The following is a 22,751-nucleotide window of genomic DNA, read 5'->3' on the forward strand; positions in this document are numbered from 1 at the left end:
TGGATTATGCGTTTAAGGTCGGACTTGGTTTGGCCGTTACACTGGCTTGGTTTTGTTCAATAAAAGCGCCTAGTTCCAGATAGCGCTGATACAGTTTCTCATACACCGCCGCAATCTCCGGGCGTGGCTCGTAAACAGCGTCGAAAGGAGAAGCCATGGCTTGCTGCGCTTCGGCGAAAGTTGGGTAAATACCCGACGCTACGGCGGCACAAACGGCCGCACCGCGAGCGCAGCACTGGTCTGATTCGGCGACTTTGATGGGTACGTTCATGACATCGGCCAAGGTCTGCATCACGTAAGACGATTTGCGGGCAACCCCACCAATGGCAATCACTTGTTGAATGGGCACCCCTTCTTCCACAAACCGTTCGGCGATTCGGCGCGCCCCGTAAGCCGTTGCTTCCACGAGCGACTTAAAGACCCGGGCGGCATCGCTCCCCAGATTCAGGCCCGCAATGGCGCCTTTCAGCGTGTGATTGGCATCGGGCGTCCGGCGACCATTTAGCCAGTCAATGGCGACAATATCTTTTTCTGTAATAGCTAGCTTGCTAGCATGTTCCGCCAGATGCGGAATCAAAGAAGCTTGCAGGGAAGGCAATAACTCTTCTTTTCCTTGCTTCGTCAGTAATTCGGCAACCGGTCCGAGCACGAGGCGACTAAACCAGGCGTAAAGGTCACCAAATGCCGATTGGCCCGCTTCCATGCCCAACATCCCCGGCACAATTGATCCATCAACCTGACCGCAAATCCCCCGAATCAGCAAATGCCCCACCGCCTCGTTGGGAGCCATCAGCATGTCGCAGGTGGACGTTCCGATTACTTTTACCAAAGAATACGATTCGATATTGGCACCCACTGCGCCCATGTGCGCATCGAAACTACCGACGCCGATGACTACATCCGTTGGTAAACCCAGCTTTTCTGCCCATTCCGCCGAAATCGTTCCCATCGCCTCGTCCGAGGTATAGCTCTTGCTAAAAAGCCGATCACGCAGACCGCTCAGCAGCGGGTCGAGGGTTGTCAGAAATTCTTCGGAGGGCAAACCGTCAAATTCTTCGTGCCAGAGCGCTTTATGCCCGGCAGCCGTACGGCTGCGTTTCAGCGTCAGTGGGTTTGTGTTGCCCGTCAGTACCGCCGAAATCCAGTCACAATGCTCCACCCAGGAAAAAGCCGCCTGCCGAATGGCATCATCCACCCGCAACGTGCGTAAAATCTTGGCCCAAAACCATTCTGATGAATAAATTCCGCCGACATATTTGGTATAATCTACGTCCCAGCGGTGGGCTAGCTTGTTGATTTCTTCGGCCTCTCCGTTCGCCGTGTGGTCTTTCCAGAGAATAAACATGCCGTTGGGATTCTCGGCAAACTGGGGCAACAAAGCCAGCGGGGTCCCCTGCTCATCGACCGGACCGGGCGTTGAACCCGTCGTGTCGACTGAAATGCCTTTTACCTGATTTCTAACCTCTGAGGAAGCCGAAGCTAATGCGCCTTTGATGGCATTTTCCAGCCCTTCGAGGTAATCTAGGGGGTGTTGCCGAAATTGGGAAGCATCCGGATTGCAGTAAGCGCCTTGTTTCCAGCGGGCATATTCATGCACTCCAAAAGAGCATTCTTCACCGGTTTGGGCATCGACTAAAACCGCCCGAACGGAATCAGTACCGAAATCGACGCCAATGACATAAGCAGACATAGATACGTTAAGATTTAGGAATAATGAGTTAGTAGAATGAAAGAGGCAGGGCCGTTACAGCCCCGCTTTTCTGCTGATTTTAGCCTTTAATCTGATAATAAACTTCGCTCCAGCGCAATTCCTGCTTCAACTGGGCAATTTTCGTATCCTCGTTGATCAGGACGTATTCGATACCCGCTATGTCGGCAAAATCTTCCATGTATTCCGACGTGATGGCCTTGCTGAAAACAGTGTGGTGGGCACCACCCGCGTAAATCCAGGCAGCGGCGGCCACTTTCAGATTTGGTTTGGCATCCCACAACACGCGAGCGACCGGCAGTTTGGGCAGTTCCTGCTCCGTCGGAACGGCCTCTACTTCATTGACCAGTAACCGGAAACGATTTCCCATGTCGATAACCGAGGCGTTGATGGCCGCCCCCGGCGCTACATTAAATACCAACCGAACGGGATCTTCTTTGCCGCCAATCGACAACGGATGAATCTCGCAGGAAGGTTTACCCTCAGCAATCGACTCGTCAATTTCGAGCATGTGAGCGCCCAGTACGCGCTGGCCGTTGGGCGAGAGATGGTAAGTATAATCTTCCATGAACGAGCTACCACCCGGCAGCCCTACGCCCATCACTTTGACGGCCCGCCCCAGCGCGGCGGTTTTCCAGTCGCCTTCCCCGCCGAAGCCGTAGCCGTCGGCCATCAGGCGTTGCGAAGCGATTCCGGGCAATTGCGCCAGCCCGTGTAAATCTTCGAATGTATCGGTAAAGCCTTTGATCCGATTGTCTTCCAGAAAACCGCGCATGCCAAGTTCGATCTTCGCCGCGTCGCGCAACGAACTGTGCCGTGCACCTGATTTCCGTAATTCAGCTGCTACCTGATAGCGCTGTTCGTATTCATCCACCAGCGTGTCAATCGCCGCATCTGTAATTTGGTTAACGTAAGCTACCAGGTCGCCGACGCCGTAGCCGTGTACGGAATACCCGAACTTAATCTGTGCTTCTACTTTGTCGCCTTCCGTTACTGCCACTTCGCGCATGTTGTCGCCAAAGCGGGCAAAGCGGGCGCCCTGAAGATCATGCCAGCCACAGGCAACCCGCGCCCAAACGTTTAAGCGCTCGTGCACCTCCGGGTCTTCCCAGTGGCCAACGACAACTTTGCGGTCCAGCCGAAGCCGTGCGTTGATAAAACCAAACTCCCGATCACCGTGTGCTGATTGGTTCAGGTTCATGAAGTCCATGTCGATTTCGCCCCAGGGAATATCGCGGTTGAACTGGGTGTGCAGGTGCAACAGCGGCTTACGCAGTACTTTTAGACCGTTGATCCACATCTTGGCCGGTGAGAAGGTGTGCATCCAGGTAATCAGCCCGATGCAATTTGAGGAGCTGTTAGCTTCCAGCGCAAGCCGGTAGATTTCTTCCGGGCCAGTAAGTACGGACTTGAAAACAATTTTTACCGGAATAGCGGCAGAATCATTGAGGGCTTTAACAATAACTTGAGAGTGCTCAGCGACTTGCTTCAAGGCTTCCTCCCCGTATAAATGCTGGCTACCCGTCACAAACCAGGCTTCCAAGTGATCAAGAGAAATCATTTCTTATAGTGGTTAGCAATGAATGTTCTGGTGATAAAGCCTTAAACTTACATAATAACTGTAATTACTACAATTATCAGGAAAAATAATTGTAGTAATTACAGTTATAAATTTTAGCGCTTTTACTTGGTGAGAGATAAAAAAAGACGCTCTGATTTCCCGCTTTTGCGAGATCAGAGCGTCTTTAGGCATTACGACTCGATTTATAACAACTGCTTAGTCAACTAACGGGCCCCATTCCCAGGAGCTTTTCCGCAAAATGCTCATCCGCCATAAGCTTTTTAATCATCTCCAGATCATTGTCGTTCAGTAGCTCGCCGACAGTAACTTGATATAATTTGGCCAGATCCTGTAATTTATCGATCGATGGACTGGTTTGGCCACTTTCCCATTTGCAATAAGCTGGTTGGGTAATACCGATATTGAATGCTACGTATTCTTGCGAATAACCAAACAGTTGACGCAGCCGACGAAATTTTTCAGATAAGACACGCATGATTATCAGGATTTATTGAGTAAACAGGTACTAGAAAACGTATTTATTTCCCATACAACTGACTGATAATTATTTCCAACCCCACTTATTTTATTTCCAAAACCTACGACGAAAGAATATGTTCGGATTGCGACATTTATATCTTTTGAGGAAACGGCCCTGAAATAATGTTTTCTAAACTGGTTATAATCTTATAACTGAGGCTTATGAACTCATAGCGAATAGTTATCAGACCCAGCCGCTTTTTCTGCCACCTTTGTATCAAGCAAACGGCACAACAGCCAGGCGCCAGCGGAAGCCGAAAAGCTATTAGAGTAGGCCCATTAAATACACATCGTTATGAAAGCGTTTGATTTGAATCAACTCGGAGTAGAAGAACTGAACACCCAAGAATTGACCAACACGCAAGGTGGTTTCTTAATCTTTGGTAATGGTTATAACAATGGCAGCAGCTCGAATAGCTCCAGCAGCAGTTCAAAAGGTTTCTTGGGCATAAGCCTGGGACTGGGATTTGGCTTTGAATCAGAGTCGAGCTCACAGAATAGCTCATCAAGCCATTCTCACTAATTAGAATAATTGATTAGGTTTTAATAAAAGCAGGGAGTTCCGGCTGTAAATGAGGTAATCTTTACCGATTTGGCGCTAGAACTCTCTGTTTATTTTTAACTGAGGTTATAATTTTATAACCGTTACTTATAGGATTATAAAAGAAAATTATCTGCATGAATGACATTTCCTACCAACTTTGTCTTACACAAACAGCATAGATAGAGGTAGTTACGTAAAGAGAGAGCTGGGCGTGAGCGGAAGCCGAAAAGCTATTAAAGAGTAGGCCATTTAAATGCACATCGTTATGAAAACGTTCAATGAAAATCAGCTTGGGATTCGGGAATTGACCCAGCAGGAGATGATCCAATACCAGGGAGGTAGCACAACTGACAAAACGAGCAGCAGCTCTTTGAAAGGAGATTTAACCTTTAAACTAGGCTTTGATTTCTTCGCTAATTCAACGCTAGAACGAGATAGAGATCGGGATTATACAATTTTCAGTTAATCCATAAAATACGTGCAGAGAGGCTTAGTCCTAAGGAATGGAGACCAAATCCTCTATTTTCTGTTGGATTAAGCCTTTTTTGCTGTCTTGTAATTCGTGCGCAAACTAATTACCCATGTTCCAGTTAAATGAGTTGATTCCGCTCATTTAGCTTTTAGCTTTCACGCCTTATGAACGATGCCGATCTTTCCGATAGCCTGATATCCTACTTGCCCCGCGTTAGTGTGCGGAGTCAACTTATATACATTACCGTCCTGTCGGTCATTACCATCGCTTTGCTGGCCTTGCCTTTTATTTATGTGGATGTCTCGGTGCAGTCCAGCGGCTTAGTGCGGCCTATTTCTGAACGAAGTGAGATAAAAGCCACCACGGGCGCCATCATTGAAGAAGTGCTGGTACGCGAGTGGCAACCCGTGCAGAAAGGCCAGCCTCTTTTTCGGCTTCAGTCGGAAACCATCAATACCCGACAGCGCCTACTCGATCAGCAAAAGACCGAAAAGGTAAGCTTTATCAATGACTTAGATCAATTGACGAAAAAGCCCTGGCAGACCGTAAGCCGACTGGAGTCTCCTTTGTACCGGCAGCAATACGCTCAGTTTCGGGCAGTTGTCGAAGAAAGCTGGAATGCTCAGGAAAAGCTCAAACGCGTTTTTGAAACCAACAAGCTGCTTTATAGCCAGAAAGTTATTCCGCGTCTCGAATATGAAGATGCGTTATATGCGCATAAGGCCGCCCTGGCCCGGTATAACTCGCTCGTTCAGCAGCAACGCAGCTATTGGCAGACGGATCTGACTCAACACCGGCAAGGACTCAAAGGACTGGAAGCCGAATTGAAGCAGGTGCAGGAACAACAGGCCCTGTATACCCTCAAAGCCCCCGTCAACGGAACGGCCAGCCAGTTAGCCGGTCGCTACGCAGGCAGTTACGTCCAGCCGGGTGATGTGCTTGCCATTGTCTCCCCTGACTCGACCCTAGTTATTGAAGCCTATGTTTCGCCCAAAGACATTGGTTTGGTACAGGTAGGCCAGCCGGTGCGGTTGCAGGTTGATGCGTTTGACTATAACCAGTGGGGTATGCTGACGGGCAAGGTTCTCGACATCGCCAATGACTTTACCTTATCCAACGAATCTCCGGTTTTCAAAGTCCGCTGCCAATTGGACCAAAATTATCTGGCCTTATCAAATGGCTATCGGGGCCAGCTAAAGAAAGGAATGACGGTTCAGGCCCGGTTTCAGGTAACCCGTCGGTCGTTGTTTCAACTCCTGTACGACAAAGCTGATGACTGGCTAAACCCAAGTAACTCCGCCAGCCAGAGCCAGTTAGCAACCAGCAATTAGTTGTAGGGCTTTCCCTGATAAACCACTACTGATTGTGTATCCACGGCCAACCGTTTACACGTTATGACATCTCGCACCAAAATAAAACAACGTGATATTACCGACTGCGGAGCCGCCTGTCTGGCTTCGGTAGCCGCGCACTATCGCCTGCTCCTGCCTGTGGCCCGCATTCGCCAGCTGGCGGCTACGGATCAAAAGGGGACCAACGTACTCGGCATGATCGAAGCGGCGCAGAAACTGGGTTTTCAGGCAAAAGGCGTCAAAGCTTCCTTTGAAAGCCTGCCTAAACTGCCTTTGCCGGTTATTGCCCACGTTACCCTTCGCGACCGCGCCTTGCATCACTATGTGGTCATTTTCAAGATTACGCCCCAGCACGTCGTGGTGATGGATCCGGCGGACGGGCAACTGCACAAGAAAACGCACGATGAGTTTAAAGCGGAATGGACCGGGTTGCTGGTCCTGCTGGTTCCAGACGAAACCTTCAAGGTCGGGAATGAGAAAAAATCGGTGCTGCAACGGTTCTGGCAGTTGCTACAACCCCATAGGGCGGTGATGGGCCAGGCGCTGTTTGGGGCCATGATTTATACTATCCTGGGGCTTTCTTCGGCCATTTATGTGCAGAAAATAGTGGATAATGTGCTGGTTAACGGCAACCGAAATTTACTTAATCTGCTCAGCCTGATCATGATTGGGCTGCTTTTGATCCAGCTTTTCATCAATGCGACCAAAAGTTTTTTCAGTTTGAAGACCGGACAGCGCATTGACGCCGCCCTGATTTTGGGATATTACAAACACCTCATGACGCTCCCGCAGTCGTTTTTCGACACGATGCGCGTTGGAGAAATTATCTCCCGGATAAACGATGCGGTTAAAATTCGTGTGTTCATCAATGACATTGCCATGGCACTCATTGTCAATGTATTGATTGTCTTTTTCTCTTTCGGGCTGATGTTTACCTATTACTGGAAACTGGCCGTCATTTTACTTTTGGTCGTCCCCCTTTACGCGGGCGTATACTGGCTTTTCAACCAGTTCAATAAGCAATACCAGCGTAAACTGATGGAGAACTACGCGGACCTGGAAGCCCAATTGGTTGAATCGCTGAATGCAATGCCGACCATCAAACGTTTTGGTTTGGAACATTATGCCAGCCAGAAAACAGAGACCCGGTTCGTGCGTTTGTTAAAAACCATTTTTCAAACCGGTACGGGTGGTATTTACGCCGGTAATGCGTCGGAGTTCATCACGCGTTTGTTTACCATCATTTTGCTGTGGGTTGGGGCGGGATTTGTCTTACAGAATGAATTGACGCCGGGGGAACTGCTTTCTTTCTACGCGCTGATCGGGTATTTCACGGGTCCTGCCAGTAGCCTGATCGGTGCAAACAAAAGCATTCAGGAAGCCTTGATCGCTGCCGACCGTTTGTTCGAAATCATGGATCTGGAACGGGACTCCAACGAAAATAAAGTCCAGTTAGAGCCAAGAATGGTTGGCGATATTCGATTTCAGGACGTTACTTTCCGGTACGGCACCCGCGCTCCGGTTTTCGAAAACCTGACCCTTACCATGCCCAAAGGCAAAATTACGGCGATTGTTGGGGAAAGCGGCTCAGGCAAATCCACCCTACTTTCGCTCATGCAAGGCCTTTATCCACTGCAAAGTGGCAGTATTCACATTGGGGAATATGACCTCAAACACCTGCATGCCGATAGCCTCCGGCGAGTTGTCAGCGTTGTTCCGCAAAAAATCGACTTGTTTTCGGGAAATATTATTGAAAATATAGCCATTGGCGAAGCTGAACCAGAGATGGAGCGAATCCTGGCGATCTGTCAGCAATTAGGAATTACCGATTTTATCGAGAAAATGCCCGACGGTTTCAAAACCCAATTGGGCGAAAACGGAGCTACCTTGTCGGGTGGCCAGCGGCAACGGCTCGCCATTGCGCGGGCCATTTACCGCAACCCGGAAATTCTGGTTTTGGACGAAGCTACCTCCGCGCTGGATTCCACCTCCGAACAATTTGTGCAACGCACAATCCAGCAGCTTCGCAAGGAAGGCAAGACCATTTTGATCATTGCCCACCGACTCAGCACGGTCCGGAAAGCGGATAAGATTGTTGTTCTGGAACAGGGACGGCTTGTCGAGGAAGGCAAACACACCGAATTGCTTCAGAACGGAAAAGTGTATTCCAACTTCTGGCAACAACAAACCGAAGTCGCCTAAGTGAATTTAGAACCGCTCCAGCACCTTCTCCGACACCGTCAAACCAATTGACAGCGAAGAAGTTGCTGCGGGCGAAGGAGCATTACAAACGTTAATGGCGCGGTTACTTTCCAGAATAGCAAAGTCGTCGAGCAGCCCGCCGGTACGGTCACAGGCCTGCGCGCGTACGCCAGCACCGCCTTCTTCCAGATCATCTTCCTGAATAGCCGGAATCAGTTCCTGCAACGCTTTCGTGAATGCTGCTTTGGAGAAAGATCGGTAGTATTCGCCTAAACCGGTTTGCCAGTATTTACCCGCCACTTTCTGGAAACCCGGCCAGCTTAAGGTTTCGTACAGCTCTTTCAAATTGATGTCCGACATGCGGTAGCCTTCCCGCTGAAACGCCAGCACGGCATTCGGACCCGCTTCGACGCCACCACCTACCATGCGCGTAAAATGCACGCCCAGGAACGGGAAGTTAGGATCAGGAACGGGATAAATGAGGTGTTTAACCAGGTATTGCTTGGCCGGTTTGATTTTATAGTATTCCCCCCGAAACGGAACAATGCGCAGATTAATCTCGTCCCGTTGGGTCATCTGGGCTATTTTATCCGAATACAATCCCGCGCAATTGACGACCAGCTTTGTTTCGTAAGTTCCGCGTTCGGTTACAACAACGGACAGCGTATTTCCCGGCGTAATACTTGTTACTTTTTCGCCAAATCGAATGTCGCCACCCAGTTCCCTGAACTTTTGGGCGTATTTTTCACAAACAGTTGTGTAGTCGATAATGCCGGTTTGGGGTACCTGAATGCCTTCGACACCCGCCACGTGTGGCTCAATTTCGCGCATTTCGCCGGGCGTAATTTTCCGTAGCCCCGTCAGTCCATTCTGCAAGCCCCGCTCATACAGATTATTGAGTAAGGGAACTTGCTGCGGACTGGTAGCGACCACAATTTTTCCGCACAATTCATACGGTATATTCTCTTTTTCGCAGAAATCAATCAGCAGGTTATACCCCCGGATGCAGTTGAGGGCTTTCAGGCTTCCGGGTTTGTAATACAATCCCGAATGAATTACGCCGCTGTTGTGGCCTGTCTGGTGGCGGGCCACGGCGGTTTCTTTTTCGAGTACCGTTACGGTTAGGTTGGGACGCTGCTGTTTGATTTGCAACGCCGTGGCTAGCCCTACAATTCCACCGCCAATAATCAGAATATCAGTCATAATTAATCTGGAAACGAAATTTTACCCATACTAACTGTCGGAACGCCCTGCCGGTCGCCAAAAGAAGTAGTACCGCCAACCATGGCCTCATTCGCCAGAACCGCAAACAGAACAGCTTCTTTCGCATCACCAGAAATCCCGAGTTCGTCGGAGGTAGAGAAATGGCAATTAGGCAGCAACTCCCGAATCGAGCCCGTCAACACTGGATTGTGCATCCCGCCACCACTCATGTACACGTGATAGATTTCACCCGGCTTCAATACTTTCAAAACAGCCTCGGCAATGGTTTCGGCGCTGAAACGAGTCAGCGTAGCCATAAGGTCTTCGGCTGTTAGAGAAGTGGTTCGGCTGCGTTGCTGAGCCAGGCGGATATAGTCAATGCTAAACAGCTCCGGCCCCGTCGTTTTTGGCACTGGGGCGCTAAAAAACGGGTCTTTTTTCAAAATGTGAAGCAACTCCAGGTTTACTTTTCCCCGCGCTGCAATGGCTCCGTCAACATCATAGGGCTGATCAAAAAAACGCCGTGCGAACACGTCAATTAGCGTATTACCAGGCCCCGTATCGGTTGTAAATACCTCACTCGCACTTAAGTTGGCCGGTAAATACGTAAAATTGGCAATGCCGCCCAGGTTAAGCATCAGCCGGTTTTCTCCTTCTTTCGAAAAGATAAAATAGTCACCATAGACGGCCAATGGCGCTCCTTCGCCGCCTTTTGCGATGTGCTTCTGCCGAAAATCGCTCAACGTGATGATGCCGGTTGTGACAGCTACGTGGTCACCATCCCCAACTTGCAACGTCGCATTCGAAAATTTAGCGAGCTGGTGCTGGAGTTTCGGCGCGTGAAAAACGGTCTGCCCATGACTGGCAATCAAATCCACATCAGCAGCAGTTAGGTTCCAACGCTTCAGGCAGTCCAGAACCATTTGACCGTGCAGTTGGCCAATCCACGGATTGAGCAAGCAAAGCTGCTGAAAATCAATTTCTTTTTTAGCGAATACTTTTCGGATCTCTGCTTTGACCTCGTCGGTATACGGAATGGTATCAAAATGAGTCAGCGCAACCTGCGTCTTGTTGCCACCGCCCTTAATCCGACAAAGCGCAACGTCCAGCCCATCCATTGAGGTGCCCGACATCAGGCCAATAATACGTCGTTCATCCTGACCAGCCACTTCAGCCAGTCGTTGTATATTCTTATTCATACAGCACAAAACACTTCACCGGGTAAAGTTATTAATTAATTAAGCATCCATTCCGCTGAGCGTGTTATCTTGACTGATTATTTGGAAAAAATCATGCGCATGTGGTGGAGTGGCAATGAACAAATGGATTTTTTTGAACACATTTTGTTTCAGGCATTGGGTAAACCTGTCGAAGTGCTTGAGACTCGCTTTTTATCCGGTGGTGACATAAACACGGCGGCTTATGTTTTTTCGTCGGAGGGCGCGGTTTTCGTTAAATGGAATACCGCCGAAAAAGAGGGCATGTTTGAAACCGAAGCTCGTGGGCTCACTCTCCTGCGTCAGGCCGAAGCGCTGACTATTCCTGAAGTAATTCATTATGGCCACTACCAGGAAAAAGCATTTCTTATTCTGGAATACATCAACCCAACACCACGGGGTACGAATTACTGGCAAAACCTGGGACAATCCTTAGCCCTGTTGCACTCGCATACGCAGCCGCGTTTTGGCCTGGAATTCGACAATTACATTGGTTCCTTGCCCCAAAACAACGCTTTAACGACAAATGGCAACCGCTTTTTCATTGAACAGCGCCTTCAGGCCCAGGCCGGACTCGCTTTCTACAAAGGTCTGCTGCCTAAGGACCTCTACGACAAATTGCCGCGTTTATACGACCGCTTATCTGAACTACTTCCTAACGAGCGTCCTGCGCTTCTGCACGGCGATTTATGGTCGGGAAATATTCTGGTAAATGAACAGGGCGACCCGGCGCTGATCGACCCGGCGGTGTATTATGGATTCCGCGAGATGGAGCTTGCGTTCACGACTTTGTTTGGGGGCTTTGAGCCTGTATTTTACGAAGCTTATGACGAAGCTTTTCCGTTGGAGCCCGGTTTTTCGGAGCGCATCTCCATTTATAATTTATATCCGCTGCTGGTGCATGTCAATTTGTTTGGAAGCGGTTATGTGAGTGGAATCGAACGCGTATTGTCGCGATTTTAAAGAGGCTCTTTTTCTGGTTACGATGCCGGGAACGATGCCGGTAATTTTTTGAGGACTGGTGTCTGCTTTTTGTATTTTTTCTAGCTACTTTCCCAAATACAAAGCACTAATTCATTAATCTATGAATCAGGACACTGCCTCTCAAACTCTTGCCCTGCCTGTTGGCGTAACGCTTGATCGTTACATTATCCGCAAGCAAAGTGCCTTTCCGTTCGCTACAGGGGAATTATCGCAATTACTGCGCGATATTGCCTTGGCCGGCAAAATCATCAACCGGGAGATCAACCGCGCCGGCTTGATTGATGTAACAGGTGCCTACGGTGCCAACAACATCCAAGGCGAATGCCAGCAAAAATTGGACGTTATCGCGAACATTCGTTTTATCCGAGCCCTGAAAAATGGCGGTGAAGTCTGCGCGATTATCTCGGAGGAAGATGAAGAAATCATTTTTACGGGCAACGACAATGCCAAGTATGTGGTGGCGATGGACCCCCTTGATGGATCGTCTAACATTGATGTAAACGTTTCCATTGGCACGATCTTTTCCATTTACCGGCGTGTAAGTCCTATTGGTTCCCGCGCTACCCTGGAAGATTTCATGCAGGGTGGTCGCAAGCAGGTAGCGGCGGGCTATATTTTGTATGGTTCCTCTACGATGCTTGTTTATACGACAGGACACGGCGTTAGCGGCTTCACGTATGACCACTCCCTCGGCGAATTTTTTCTCTCCCATACCCAACTTGTCAGCCCCGATAACGGCAGTATTTATTCCTGCAACGACGGCAATTACAACCAATATTCGGTTACCATTCGGGATTACCTGGACAGTTGCCGCCAGCGGGGTTACACGGGACGCTACATTGGATCATTGGTAGGCGATTTTCACCGAAATCTGATCAAAGGCGGCGTTTATTTATACCCTCCTATTCCGAAAGCTCCGTCGGGCAAACTCCGCCTAATGTATGAATGCTATCCGCTGGCTTTTATTGCGGAGCAAGCCGGTGGGCGGGCTTCCGATGGTTACCGCGACATTCTGGATATTGATCCTAAAAGTCTGCACCAGCGTACGCCTATTTACATTGGCTCCCGGCAGATGGTGGAAGAGTTAACGGCTAATCACTGAGCAGTAGTTCAATTTTCGGTTGTAGTGCCTACCTTTGCAGGATGGAAATCACAGCATTTGAGGAGTTTAAATTAAATCGGCAGTTGTTGAGTGCGGTAGCGGAAGCCGGTTATGAACAACCAACTCCTATTCAGCAAAAAGCAATTCCGCTGGTGATGGCGGGGCATGATGTATTAGGTATTGCACAGACAGGAACGGGCAAAACAGCCGCTTATGTTTTACCCCTTCTGATGAAAATAAAGTATGCTCAGGGGAATACGGCCCGGGCGCTCATTCTGGCTCCTACGCGGGAGCTGGTGATGCAAATTGACGCTGCCATCACGGAATTAGGCAAATATACGGATATCCGGCACGTGGCTCTTTACGGTGGCCTTGGGCCTAAAACGCAAATAGAAACCCTTCAGAAAGGCATTGACATTATTGTGGCCACACCAGGGCGCTTCAATGATCTTTACCTGAAGGGCGAAATCCCCGTTAAGCAGCTTAATACCATGGTGCTTGATGAGGCCGATAAAATGATGGACATGGGTTTTATGCCTCAGATTCGTAGAATCTTGGAAGTAATTCCAGTAAAGCGGCAAAACCTTCTTTTTTCGGCCACGTTCCCTGAAAAGGTTGAGCGACTTTCCCATGAGTTTTTAGAGTTTCCAACTCGTATTGAAGTAACTCCCCAGGCGTCAACGGCCGACATGGTTAATCAAATCGTGTATGAAGTCCCAAATCTGAAAACCAAAATCAATCTGCTGGTTCACTTATTGTCGGACACGGAGCGATTCTTGCGGGTTATTATATTTGTTCGTTCGAAAGAAACGGCCGAAAACGTTTTCAAATACCTGGAACGTAAGATAATTGAGGAAGGAAAAATTCGGATTATTCACGCCAACAAAGGGCAGAACACGCGTATCAATTCGATGGAAGCCTTCCGGGAGGGCGCCGTCCGGGTGCTAGTTGCAACGGATGTGGCTGCTCGGGGTATTGATGTTGAGGAAGTTAGCCACGTCATCAATTTTGATGTGCCGATTATCTACGAAGATTATGTGCACCGAATTGGCCGCACAGGACGTGCTAATCGGACAGGCGAAGCCATCACCTTTGTAACGATTGCCGAAGAATACCACCTCAAGAAAATAGAAAAAATCATTCGGATGACGGTTCCGCGCCAACCGATTCCAGACGAAGTTATTCAGACTGAAACGCCCTTCGACGAGAGCCAGGCCATGCTTCGGGAGGTGGATAGCCAGAAAAAGAAAGAAGATCCGACGTTCAAAGGTGCTTTTCACGAAAAGAAAAATCCGCTCGCTGCCGCTGCTAAAGCGCGCGCAGGGAGTTCCGCAGCACGCACGGGTAGTCCAGCGAAGCGGGGCACTTCTGGTTCTCCCAGAAAATCAGCTCCGTCCAAGGCAAAAACCAGCAATGCGCGCCGGAAACGTTAGCTATTTTTTTGCATTTTGTACTAACTTAGTCGGCCCAACGTTTTATTGACACTGAAACCGTCATTTGCGACGGAAGACTGGGACATGAATAAGCGAGAAAAGATAGGATGGATCTGTGTGTTGACGACGCTTTTGCCCCTTTGGGCCTTTGCGCAGCCAGCCCAGCTAATCACCTCAGTTCGGACGATTGATACAGGAAAAACAAAGCCTGCTCCGGAGGTTACAACCGAAGTGGCCGCTCAACAAGCGACCACGGCTGTTAATGCAATGACTTTGCCGTTGTTCGGCGAAGTAGCCAAAACGCCTGTCCATATCGAGTGGGAAATCAATTTCCTGAGTAGTTGTGATCAGAACTTCTCCAGCCGAGACGAAGCGAGTCAATTCTTTGCCGCGCGAGCTTGGGATTACCTGAATGAGGGTCAGCTAGATACGGCGGCCTATCGTTTTAACCTTGCTTATTTACTTAACGAACGCAATGCAGAAACCTACTGGGGTTTAGGCGTGGTGACCTACCAGCGTGGCCAGTTGCCAGAGTCAATTCGCTTGTTGAAAAAGGGAGTTGAAGTAGTGGACACGAATGCTACTCTGATTACCGATTTGGCGACTGTGCAGCTAAAATACTTTCAGGAAAATAAAGATTCGACTTTGCTGAAAGAGGCTGTTAACTGGCTTCATAAATCGGCTCAGCTTAATCCAGCGTATGCCAACACGTTTATGCGTTTGTCTTGGGCTAGTTACATTCAGGGCAGTTATAACGAAGCCTGGACGTATTTACACAAAGCACGTGAAATTGAGCTTTCCGCTATTGACCTTAGCTATCTCGAGCAGCTTGTTTCCAAGCAGCCAGATCCACAAAATATCTTTAAATAGACCTCGTCAAGCCTGATTCAAGAAAAAGCCCTGCTCGTTGGAGTGGGGCTTTTTCTTGAATTAGGCATATCTTCCTGCTCATCCGCTTTTCCAAATGCGACTTGCTCACTTTGTAACAACTTTCTTAAAAGAGTAGACATAGTAGGTACCGTTAGCTAAAATATAACTCCTTCATCTTTTTATATAAATATTATAACACGCGCAGGTCGCTTTATAAAGCTACTAAGAATAGTTATAAGGCTTTGTTTTTAAATGCTTAATAATCAGAAGCGTATTAACAGACAGAGTTATAAAATCTCATTTGGCGGTTTTTCTACGCAGAGTTTAATTATAATAAAATAAGGATAGTAGCAACAAAGTGTATTTGTAGATTATTTAACGGTAGCTTATTGATTAAATCTGTTGTTACTTTTGTCTGCCTGGTATTTCTTAACGATTTAGCAAAGACGCAAGATTAAGACTGATGATTCTCAATTATTTAATTTAGTTACAAAGAGAATTATCCTGCAAAATTCCTTTCTTTGCCGTCGTTCTAAGGGATCAGAAAATACAACAAGCATAACTCTCATAAAGTAGACCCGATACATTGTATGGATACAAAGCTACCTCAGAGCCTTCATGTGTTTTTAGTGTATAGACTGTCCTTAGTCCACAGTACCATCCCACATAGCTGTTTTGGTTTAGCATTATCTAACCCAAATCTGGCTAGTTTACTTCCCACGTCAGAAATCTCATCGATACTTAATAGTTTAGAGGAAAAAATACTAGTAAAGCTGAATAGGTTTGCTTCGCATTTTCCTTTTCGGTAAAACTAGGTTAATTCTGCGCCAGTTAATAGGCAGTTAACAACTTAGCAATTTTTTACACTAATTCTTTGTCCAACCAAACAAACCTTTCATCTATGAAAAGGATTTTTCTTTCTGGGGCATTCTTGCTGGCACTTACTGCTACAGCTTTTGCCCAAAACAACACCCTAACTTTTGACCAAAGTGGCATAGGAAACGAAGCCGAAGGTACTCAAGTTGGTCTGAACAACGTGAGTACGATTACGCAGACTTCTCCGGGCCCAGGCGGAAACTACGCAGAACTGTATATCGGTGGCCAAGCCAACACGACTACGCAAACACAAACAGGGACAGGTAATTATTCTGTCTTAAATCTGATTGGACCTGCATCCGTAGATGGTGTTGCCAATAGCAACAACAACATCATTACTACCGTTCAGGATGGAGTAGACCATGCCTTCCGTACTGACGTGTATGGCGTAGGTAACGATGTTCTTTCTACCCAAGTAGGAAACAGCAACTGGTCTTACCTAAACTTGAGAGGAACTAGCGCCAATGGCAATAACAATGACAATACCATTGAATTTGATCAAAATGGTACTAATAACGTTATTTCAACAGCCATTCAAGGTAGCTCTAACGACGTAACAATCAGCCAATTAGGAACAGGAAACAATATAGGCACTCGCTTCGACGACATCAACTACGGCGTTAGCATCCGTGGTGATCAGAATATTGTGGGTATTGACCAAAACGGTGATGGAAACAGCGCATCAGTCAATATTGAGAATAATTTCAATCAGACTTACATTGATCAGGATGGGAATGGCAACTCGGTAAGTGTATCTCAGCTAGGAAACATTCCAAATGGAGAGCACTACGCTAGCGTTACGCAAACAGGTGACGACAACTCGGCAACAATTACTCAGGAAGGCTTCCGGCAAAATATCGATTTAGATCAAATCGGTGATGGCAACATAGCAACAATCTCTCAATCAGGAACTGGAGCTGTAGGAAATGGTATCGATTTAGACCAAATTGGTAACAACAACGAGGCAACACTGACACAGACAGGTGAGGCTAACAACTTGAAGCTTCTACAAAACGGAAACGACAACCAAATGACTGTTTCGCAGACAGGTACTGGTGGTTTGCTTAACCTTACTCAGTCTGGAAACGGTAACGTTGGTAATATTACTCAGAATAATGTTGTCGTTCTGCCTTAAGATGAAGCGTGCTGTATTGCACGCCTCTCTTAATGCTTAATACTATCTTTTTACCCTGTCAATTCAAACGAGATGAAAAAAATAATTTTAACTGGTACCTTTTTTCTGGCTTTAGCATCTGCTTACGCCCAAACCAATACAGTTACTCTTAGTCAATCAGGAGTAAACAATACAGCTACTCCAACGCAAACAGGACAAAACCAAGTAGCTGAAATCACTCAATTTGGTGCAGGTCTTGGAAATACCGCCACTACTAATCAAACAGGTCTACTTCCTAACCTCATTCAAATTGGTCAAGTAGGTTCTGGTGGTGCAGCTACCGTAAATCAAAGCGGTGGAGGCTCTAACTTTGCGCAAGTTGGCCAAAATGTAGCTTCGCTTGGGGCTGCAAGTGAAGCAATTATCACTCAGGTAGGTTCTGAAAACCAAGCTGTGGTTTTAGGATTAAATAGCCTGGGTGCTGGTAACACAGCGACAGTTGATCAAGCTGGAAATGGTAACATTGGTGCTGTTCTTCAAACCGATCAATTGACAAGCGGATCAACAGCAACCGTTAATCAGGATGGGAACGGTAATGTTGGTGGCGTTGCCCAATTCGGTTCTGTTAACAGCACAGCTACTGTCAACCAAACGAGCACAAGCAGCACTTACACACCGGCAACTGTTGCAAGTGCTTTAGGCATCCTTAACCAGACAATCGGCAGCATTGATCCTTCAGATTTAGGTGCATCTTTGACATCTATTGTTACGGGCGTAGCCGCTCTTAACAGTGTTCCTGGTATTGGAAACATCGGTGGTATCCTTCAGGATGTAGCTGACAATAGCAATGCTACATTAAATCAGAATGGTGAAAGAAACACAGGTGTTATCATCCAGTCTAATTCTGATAACGCAACGGCAACAGTTAATCAAACGGGTCAATTCCACATCGGCGGTATTGCACAATACCAGACTACAGATGTAACTGCTACGCTAACTCAAACAGGAACTGGCCAGATTGGCGTTATTGCCCAAGCTGTTTCTGAAAATAGCCAGGCAACGGTTACTCAAAGCGGTAGCGAAAACATTGGTGGTGTTATTCAACTGTTTGATAATGGAAGCCAAGCTTTCCTAACTCAGACTGGAGACAACAACATTGGTGTTATTGGCCAAGGAGCGCTTAATAGCTCTGCTACTCTAACGCAGAACGGTACTGGAAACATTGGTGCTATTGGTCAATACGGCGGAACAAACGTCGCTGTTGTAAACCAAACATCTGATCTTGGAAACCTAGCGGTTGTTGAACAAGTTGGTTCAGGAACTCTTACTAACTCCGCTACCATTACGCAAACTGGATTTGGTAACGTTGTTGAAGGCTTAGATAGTTCACCAGAAACATTGCTTGGCGACGCATTGGGCATCCAAATCGGTATTTCTTCTGCAAAACAGATAGGCGAAGGTAATACTATGGTTACTCAGCAGTCAGGCTCGTTGAATACAATTCAGATTGAGCAGGTAGGTTCTGGCAACTCAGCTACTGCTACTCAGTCAAACTTGCCTAACTAATTTTGAAGTTCGGCTCAGTAACCAATTGACGAAAAGAATGGCTGGCTCACCCGCCAGCCATTCTTTTTACCTTCTGTGAAGTTGTCATTCACACGTTTACGAAACTGCTCTCTCTGTCCTTTTAACATCCAGAATTAGTGAAGAAGATCTACCTCACTGGTTTGGCTGTGCTTTCTTTGTCGATCGCTTATGCCCAAACTAATACAGCTACACTTACACAGTCCGGTGCTGAAAATATAGCAACGATTGATCAGGGAAACAGCGGTAATACGGCCTCAGTTGGTCAGACAGGGGATCGCAACAATTCAACCGTTAACCAACAAAACGCTGCTCTTAATTCAGCAATTATTATCCAGACGCAGAATGACAACACGGCCCTAATTAATCAGGAGTCGGCAAGTAACAACACTGCGACGATTGGCCAGAATGGTAACAATAACGCAGCCACCATCGACCAGGCTGGTGAAATCAACAACGTGGCTTTTATCAGCCAAGCAGGTGATGATAACACGGCTTCCATTTTGCAGGATGGGGAAAGCAACCTTGCCAGCTTTTTGCAGTCAGGAAATAATAATATTGGAAGCATTAATCAATCCCTCTCCGCCGGCAACCAGGCGAATGCCTCCCAGATAGGCGACCGCAATAACGCTACAATTAATCAAACCGATTATAGCGCCTCTAACGTTGGTACGATTACCCAACTTGGAAGCGACAATTTTGCCCTGATAGACCAATCAGGAATAAGTGTCTTCAATACGGCCTTGATCAACCAGGATGGCGCTGGAAACAACGCTACCATTAGTCAAACAGGGCTTAGCGCTTATAATGACGCTGCTATTACTCAGGCAGGTAGCGGAAATAGTGCCCTCATCAGCCAAAGTTTGTTAAGTGGCCTAAATCTGGCAACCATCAATCAGATAGGTATTGGCAATGATGCCGCCATTACGCAAGTAGGCCTGTCAGGTGAGAATGAAGCTACTATTGTTCAGAATGGTAACAATAACGAAGCAAACATTTTGCAATCATTAGGGCAAAACAACGAAGCGTCAATCCAGCAAAACGGAAATAACAATTTTGCCGGTATCGAGCAAAATGGCAACAACAACCTCCTGAATTTAGTGCAGAATGGAGACGGTGGAAACCTTTCCATTACTCAGACAGGCGGCATGACCTTAAACATTGGAATTTCAGGAACTAACAATGGTATAACCATCGTACAAACTCCTTAACCTCCATTCATTCAAGAATGAATTATCGAACCGGCCACTCGCAATACAGTGACCGGTTTCTTTTTATATAACCGTTAAAAAAAAGACTTGGAGCAATTCGGTCTTTGTTCCTAGTTTTTTTCTCAACTTTGTACTAGTTTATCTGGATACTTATTAATTTTATGGGAAGTACCCATGGCCCTGCCATGAGAATAAGCTCCTTGAAGAACTCTTAAGCCACAAACAGAGAACTGAATATCAGACGAATCATTTTATGAAGCCAGCTTTACTGTTTGCGTTCCTGCTTCTTTTTAGCCTGAGTTCGCTCGAGGGGTTTGCGCAAGCACAGGATATAGGCTTAATTGATAATTCTCCGCTCGAAGGCATTCTAAAGGAAGGTCTCCTGCTTGAAGAAGGCAATGAAGGGCTTATTCTCGATAACACCCGGACAAAAGTAGGGCGTGATTTCTACGAAATTTTCTATACAAAATGGGCAGACAATCCAATTGGCATCCCCACAGAAAGCCCCGGAGATACCACCTTTACAAATCAGAAAAAGCCCGAAATTTTTAACGAAAATGAGTTACTGATAACCATTGAGGAATTGCCAACGCCCAACGTTGGGACAACACTCATCGCTATTTCCATCAATGATCAACTACTTTGGCAGCAGTTTCTTCAGGCCCGATTAGATGTTATTGAGGCTCTGGCCCAAAACGCCGTAGAAACCGTGCGGCAATACATGGCCAGCTATCAGGAAATTCAGGCGCAGATGGGCAGCGAAGATCAGGTCGGATCGGGTATCTTTTAGTTTATAGTTTAGTTGGTATGTGTCGATAATTATAGTACAGTAAGCTCTCTTTTTTATGAAAAAATTACTTTTACTCAGTGTATTTATGTTAGCTGCGGCTTGGTCGGCGCAGGCTCAGCAATTGATATACCGGCCTATGAACCCGTTTTTTGGTGGTAGTTATCTGAACTACTCAACCTTACTCAGCTCGGCCAACGCCCAGGATACCTTCAAAGATCCAACATCCACCTCTGGGACTAACAGTGCTCTTGGCCGGACAACCGATCCTCTAGCAAACTTCTCCAGCAGTTTGCAGCAGCAGATTTTGAGCCGTATCAGCCGTAACCTACTCGACAGCCAATTCGGAGAAGACGGGTTACAGGAAGGCACTTTTACGTTTGGTGACCTTCAGGTAAATATCTCCAATGCCGCTGAAGGGGTTGTTATTCGTATTGTAGACGGAAAAGGAGGGGAAACGAACATTACCGTACCTTACTATTGATTTTATTGTAGCAGACGGTTCTGGCCGCATCTAACATTCCTTTACTAATCACTAATGATTTTATTTTTGAAGAGAGCTGTTCTGGCTCTTGTATCCGTAACTCTTGTGTTCTTGCTGGAGGGTTGTGCTTCTTATTTTAATCAACCAACTCGTCCTCAGAAAGCCCGCCTTGGCGAAGAAACCACCATCACCGCCGAACTCCGTAAGTTGCCGTTACCGCGTGAAAAAGTTGTAGCTGCCGTATACAAGTTTCGTGATCAGACCGGGCAGTACCGCCCTTCTGAAACAGGAGCGAACTGGTCGACCGCCGTCACCCAGGGAGCAACCAACATTCTTCTAAAAGCCCTTGAAGAAAGCAACTGGTTTGTGCCCATCGAACGGGAGAACGTAAGCAACCTGCTTAACGAACGGAAAATTGTCCGTTCCAGCATGGCACAGTATAAGAACGAAGCCGAAAACTTGCCCCCACTTTTGTTTGCCGGAATCATTCTGGAAGGGGGAATTGTGTCTTACGATGCCAATACCATCACGGGGGGCGCTGGTCTGCGCTATTTCGGAGCGGGTGGCTCAGCCCAATACCGCCAGGATCGGGTTTCTGTTTACCTGCGGGCAGTTGCCACCAAGTCTGGGAAAATCCTGAAGACCGTTTATACATCCAAAACGCTTTTTTCCCAGACAGTATCAGCAGGGCTTTTCCGGTACGTGCGCTTTAAGCGATTAATGGAAACAGAAACAGGCTATTCAACAACCGAACCTTCGCAAATGGCTGTTACCGAAGCCATTGAAAAAGCCGTTCACGCCATGATCTTGGAAGGTATCCGGGATAACCTATGGACTGTGGACGACAAGCAGGCTAAAGCGGCTCAGGATGCCCTAACGGCTTATGACGAAGAAAAGCGTCTCATGAGCGATACAGACATCTACGGTGGTCGCGATGTAATCGATCCTTCCCGTGTGACGATTCAGCCTTATGCTTCTGTTTTGCGCTACCAGGGTGATTATCTAACCAAAGGCGTGAGAAGCGGTTACGGCTTGCTGGTAGAAAGCTACCTGACCCCTAATTTTGGAATCCAGCTCAATGCGGGCGTGGGCACACTGGCTAGCGATATGAAGTTTTCGCAACCCATTTCCACGTTAGATGCCAATCTGATTTATCGCCCTCAGGCCTTCCGCCGGGTTACTCCCATGGTTTTTGGAGGCGCCGGTGTGGTCAACTTCCGCAATGGAGATTTGTGGGGGCTTTCTAACCAACGTTATTGGAAGTTAAGCGGTGGAGCAGGTTTGGAATATGCCCTGAATAATGTTCTAGGAATCCGGGCATCGGTAGAATACAACCAGCCACTGACAGATGCCCTGGATGGACGCGTATTTGGTAAATATTACGATTATTACTGGAAGGGTTCTGTAGGGGTATCGCTATACGTAGGTCGGTCAGGACGCAGGGCGTCTAGCCAGAAAGCAAAGCAGGCCGCTGTTAAATAAAACACACAACACTCTATTTAATATT

At 47.4% G+C, this 22,751-nt stretch carries 19 protein-coding genes; 14 read left to right on the plus strand and 5 right to left on the minus strand.

Annotated features, from left to right (window positions below; genetic code table 11):
- Positions 1 to 4: 4 nt before the first annotated feature.
- From L0Y31_RS05655 to L0Y31_RS05665, 3 genes are all read right to left on the minus strand, one after another.
- Positions 5 to 1,690, minus strand: a complete 1,686-nt coding sequence (locus L0Y31_RS05655) for a ribulokinase (RefSeq protein ID WP_234736159.1) — start codon at positions 1,688 to 1,690, stop codon at positions 5 to 7.
- A 79-nt stretch (positions 1,691 to 1,769) separates the two neighbouring features.
- Positions 1,770 to 3,269 carry an L-arabinose isomerase gene (araA, locus tag L0Y31_RS05660; RefSeq protein WP_234736160.1) on the minus strand — a complete coding sequence of 500 codons (1,500 nt, stop codon included), beginning with the start codon at positions 3,267 to 3,269 and terminating at the stop codon, positions 1,770 to 1,772.
- A 220-nt stretch (positions 3,270 to 3,489) separates the two neighbouring features.
- A complete protein-coding gene (locus L0Y31_RS05665; RefSeq protein ID WP_234736161.1) occupies positions 3,490 to 3,765 on the minus strand; it encodes a helix-turn-helix domain-containing protein in 276 nt (91 codons plus the stop codon).
- 339 nt (positions 3,766 to 4,104) lie between these two features.
- Here L0Y31_RS05665 and L0Y31_RS05670 point away from each other — a divergent pair, with 339 nt between their 5' ends.
- From L0Y31_RS05670 to L0Y31_RS05685, 4 genes are all read left to right on the plus strand, one after another.
- Positions 4,105 to 4,332: a hypothetical protein gene (locus L0Y31_RS05670; protein ID WP_234736162.1), complete on the plus strand. Its 228-nt coding sequence runs from the start codon at positions 4,105 to 4,107 to the stop codon at positions 4,330 to 4,332.
- 286 nt (positions 4,333 to 4,618) lie between these two features.
- The gene (locus tag L0Y31_RS05675; protein WP_234736163.1) at positions 4,619 to 4,819 is read left to right on the plus strand and encodes a hypothetical protein; all 201 of its coding nucleotides are present in this window, start codon (positions 4,619 to 4,621) and stop codon (positions 4,817 to 4,819) included.
- A gap of 170 nt (positions 4,820 to 4,989) precedes the next feature.
- Complete coding sequence (locus tag L0Y31_RS05680) at positions 4,990 to 6,156, plus strand: HlyD family efflux transporter periplasmic adaptor subunit (RefSeq protein ID WP_234736164.1); 1,167 nt, start codon at positions 4,990 to 4,992, stop codon at positions 6,154 to 6,156.
- Positions 6,157 to 6,219: 63 nt separating this feature from the next.
- On the plus strand, positions 6,220 to 8,379 hold the full coding sequence (locus tag L0Y31_RS05685) for a peptidase domain-containing ABC transporter (protein WP_234736165.1): 2,160 nt from the start codon (positions 6,220 to 6,222) through the stop codon (positions 8,377 to 8,379).
- 6 nt (positions 8,380 to 8,385) lie between these two features.
- On the opposite strand, the gene lhgO is transcribed toward L0Y31_RS05685, so the two are convergent.
- Together lhgO and L0Y31_RS05695 are read right to left on the minus strand one after the other, a co-directional pair.
- Positions 8,386 to 9,582 (minus strand): L-2-hydroxyglutarate oxidase, encoded by a 1,197-nt coding sequence (gene lhgO / locus L0Y31_RS05690; RefSeq protein ID WP_234736166.1) that lies wholly within the window; start codon positions 9,580 to 9,582, stop codon positions 8,386 to 8,388.
- A gap of 2 nt (positions 9,583 to 9,584) precedes the next feature.
- On the minus strand, positions 9,585 to 10,781 hold the full coding sequence (locus L0Y31_RS05695; protein ID WP_234736167.1) for an anhydro-N-acetylmuramic acid kinase: 1,197 nt from the start codon (positions 10,779 to 10,781) through the stop codon (positions 9,585 to 9,587).
- Between the two features lie 93 nt (positions 10,782 to 10,874).
- On the opposite strand from L0Y31_RS05695, the gene L0Y31_RS05700 reads away from it, so the two are divergent.
- From L0Y31_RS05700 to L0Y31_RS05745, 10 genes are all read left to right on the plus strand, one after another.
- Entirely contained in the window at positions 10,875 to 11,762 is an 888-nt protein-coding gene (locus tag L0Y31_RS05700; protein ID WP_234737130.1) for a fructosamine kinase family protein, read from the plus strand.
- A gap of 121 nt (positions 11,763 to 11,883) precedes the next feature.
- Positions 11,884 to 12,885, plus strand: a complete 1,002-nt coding sequence (fbp, locus tag L0Y31_RS05705) for a class 1 fructose-bisphosphatase (protein WP_234736168.1) — start codon at positions 11,884 to 11,886, stop codon at positions 12,883 to 12,885.
- A gap of 41 nt (positions 12,886 to 12,926) precedes the next feature.
- Positions 12,927 to 14,318: a DEAD/DEAH box helicase gene (locus tag L0Y31_RS05710; RefSeq protein WP_234736169.1), complete on the plus strand. Its 1,392-nt coding sequence runs from the start codon at positions 12,927 to 12,929 to the stop codon at positions 14,316 to 14,318.
- Positions 14,319 to 14,402: 84 nt separating this feature from the next.
- Entirely contained in the window at positions 14,403 to 15,188 is a 786-nt protein-coding gene (locus tag L0Y31_RS05715; RefSeq protein ID WP_234736170.1) for a tetratricopeptide repeat protein, read from the plus strand.
- A gap of 901 nt (positions 15,189 to 16,089) precedes the next feature.
- A complete protein-coding gene (locus L0Y31_RS05720) occupies positions 16,090 to 17,199 on the plus strand; it encodes a hypothetical protein (RefSeq protein WP_234736171.1) in 1,110 nt (369 codons plus the stop codon).
- Between the two features lie 72 nt (positions 17,200 to 17,271).
- On the plus strand, positions 17,272 to 18,744 hold the full coding sequence (locus L0Y31_RS05725; RefSeq protein ID WP_234736172.1) for a beta strand repeat-containing protein: 1,473 nt from the start codon (positions 17,272 to 17,274) through the stop codon (positions 18,742 to 18,744).
- Positions 18,745 to 18,881: 137 nt separating this feature from the next.
- A complete protein-coding gene (locus tag L0Y31_RS05730) occupies positions 18,882 to 19,973 on the plus strand; it encodes a hypothetical protein (protein ID WP_234736173.1) in 1,092 nt (363 codons plus the stop codon).
- Between the two features lie 253 nt (positions 19,974 to 20,226).
- Complete coding sequence (locus L0Y31_RS05735) at positions 20,227 to 20,763, plus strand: curli production assembly/transport protein CsgE (RefSeq protein ID WP_234736174.1); 537 nt, start codon at positions 20,227 to 20,229, stop codon at positions 20,761 to 20,763.
- Positions 20,764 to 20,818: 55 nt separating this feature from the next.
- Entirely contained in the window at positions 20,819 to 21,244 is a 426-nt protein-coding gene (locus L0Y31_RS05740; RefSeq protein WP_234736175.1) for a curli production assembly/transport component CsgF, read from the plus strand.
- A 54-nt stretch (positions 21,245 to 21,298) separates the two neighbouring features.
- Positions 21,299 to 22,726, plus strand: a complete 1,428-nt coding sequence (locus tag L0Y31_RS05745) for a CsgG/HfaB family protein (RefSeq protein ID WP_234736176.1) — start codon at positions 21,299 to 21,301, stop codon at positions 22,724 to 22,726.
- Positions 22,727 to 22,751 lie beyond the last annotated feature (25 nt).

The sequence above is a fragment of the Tellurirhabdus bombi genome (assembly GCF_021484805.1).
Lineage (GTDB): Bacteria > Bacteroidota > Bacteroidia > Cytophagales > Spirosomataceae > Tellurirhabdus > Tellurirhabdus bombi.

Coding starts and splice junctions, on each gene's coding strand:
- L0Y31_RS05655 (WP_234736159.1), bottom strand. CDS start 1,690: ATGTCTGCTTATGTCATTGGCGTCGATTTCGGTACTGATTCCGTTCGG.
- araA (WP_234736160.1), bottom strand. CDS start 3,269: ATGATTTCTCTTGATCACTTGGAAGCCTGGTTTGTGACGGGTAGCCAG.
- L0Y31_RS05665 (WP_234736161.1), bottom strand. CDS start 3,765: ATGCGTGTCTTATCTGAAAAATTTCGTCGGCTGCGTCAACTGTTTGGT.
- L0Y31_RS05670 (WP_234736162.1), top strand. CDS start 4,105: ATGAAAGCGTTTGATTTGAATCAACTCGGAGTAGAAGAACTGAACACC.
- L0Y31_RS05675 (WP_234736163.1), top strand. CDS start 4,619: ATGAAAACGTTCAATGAAAATCAGCTTGGGATTCGGGAATTGACCCAG.
- L0Y31_RS05680 (WP_234736164.1), top strand. CDS start 4,990: ATGAACGATGCCGATCTTTCCGATAGCCTGATATCCTACTTGCCCCGC.
- L0Y31_RS05685 (WP_234736165.1), top strand. CDS start 6,220: ATGACATCTCGCACCAAAATAAAACAACGTGATATTACCGACTGCGGA.
- lhgO (WP_234736166.1), bottom strand. CDS start 9,582: ATGACTGATATTCTGATTATTGGCGGTGGAATTGTAGGGCTAGCCACG.
- L0Y31_RS05695 (WP_234736167.1), bottom strand. CDS start 10,781: ATGAATAAGAATATACAACGACTGGCTGAAGTGGCTGGTCAGGATGAA.
- L0Y31_RS05700 (WP_234737130.1), top strand. CDS start 10,875: ATGCGCATGTGGTGGAGTGGCAATGAACAAATGGATTTTTTTGAACAC.
- fbp (WP_234736168.1), top strand. CDS start 11,884: ATGAATCAGGACACTGCCTCTCAAACTCTTGCCCTGCCTGTTGGCGTA.
- L0Y31_RS05710 (WP_234736169.1), top strand. CDS start 12,927: ATGGAAATCACAGCATTTGAGGAGTTTAAATTAAATCGGCAGTTGTTG.
- L0Y31_RS05715 (WP_234736170.1), top strand. CDS start 14,403: ATGAATAAGCGAGAAAAGATAGGATGGATCTGTGTGTTGACGACGCTT.
- L0Y31_RS05720 (WP_234736171.1), top strand. CDS start 16,090: ATGAAAAGGATTTTTCTTTCTGGGGCATTCTTGCTGGCACTTACTGCT.
- L0Y31_RS05725 (WP_234736172.1), top strand. CDS start 17,272: ATGAAAAAAATAATTTTAACTGGTACCTTTTTTCTGGCTTTAGCATCT.
- L0Y31_RS05735 (WP_234736174.1), top strand. CDS start 20,227: ATGAAGCCAGCTTTACTGTTTGCGTTCCTGCTTCTTTTTAGCCTGAGT.
- L0Y31_RS05740 (WP_234736175.1), top strand. CDS start 20,819: ATGAAAAAATTACTTTTACTCAGTGTATTTATGTTAGCTGCGGCTTGG.
- L0Y31_RS05745 (WP_234736176.1), top strand. CDS start 21,299: ATGATTTTATTTTTGAAGAGAGCTGTTCTGGCTCTTGTATCCGTAACT.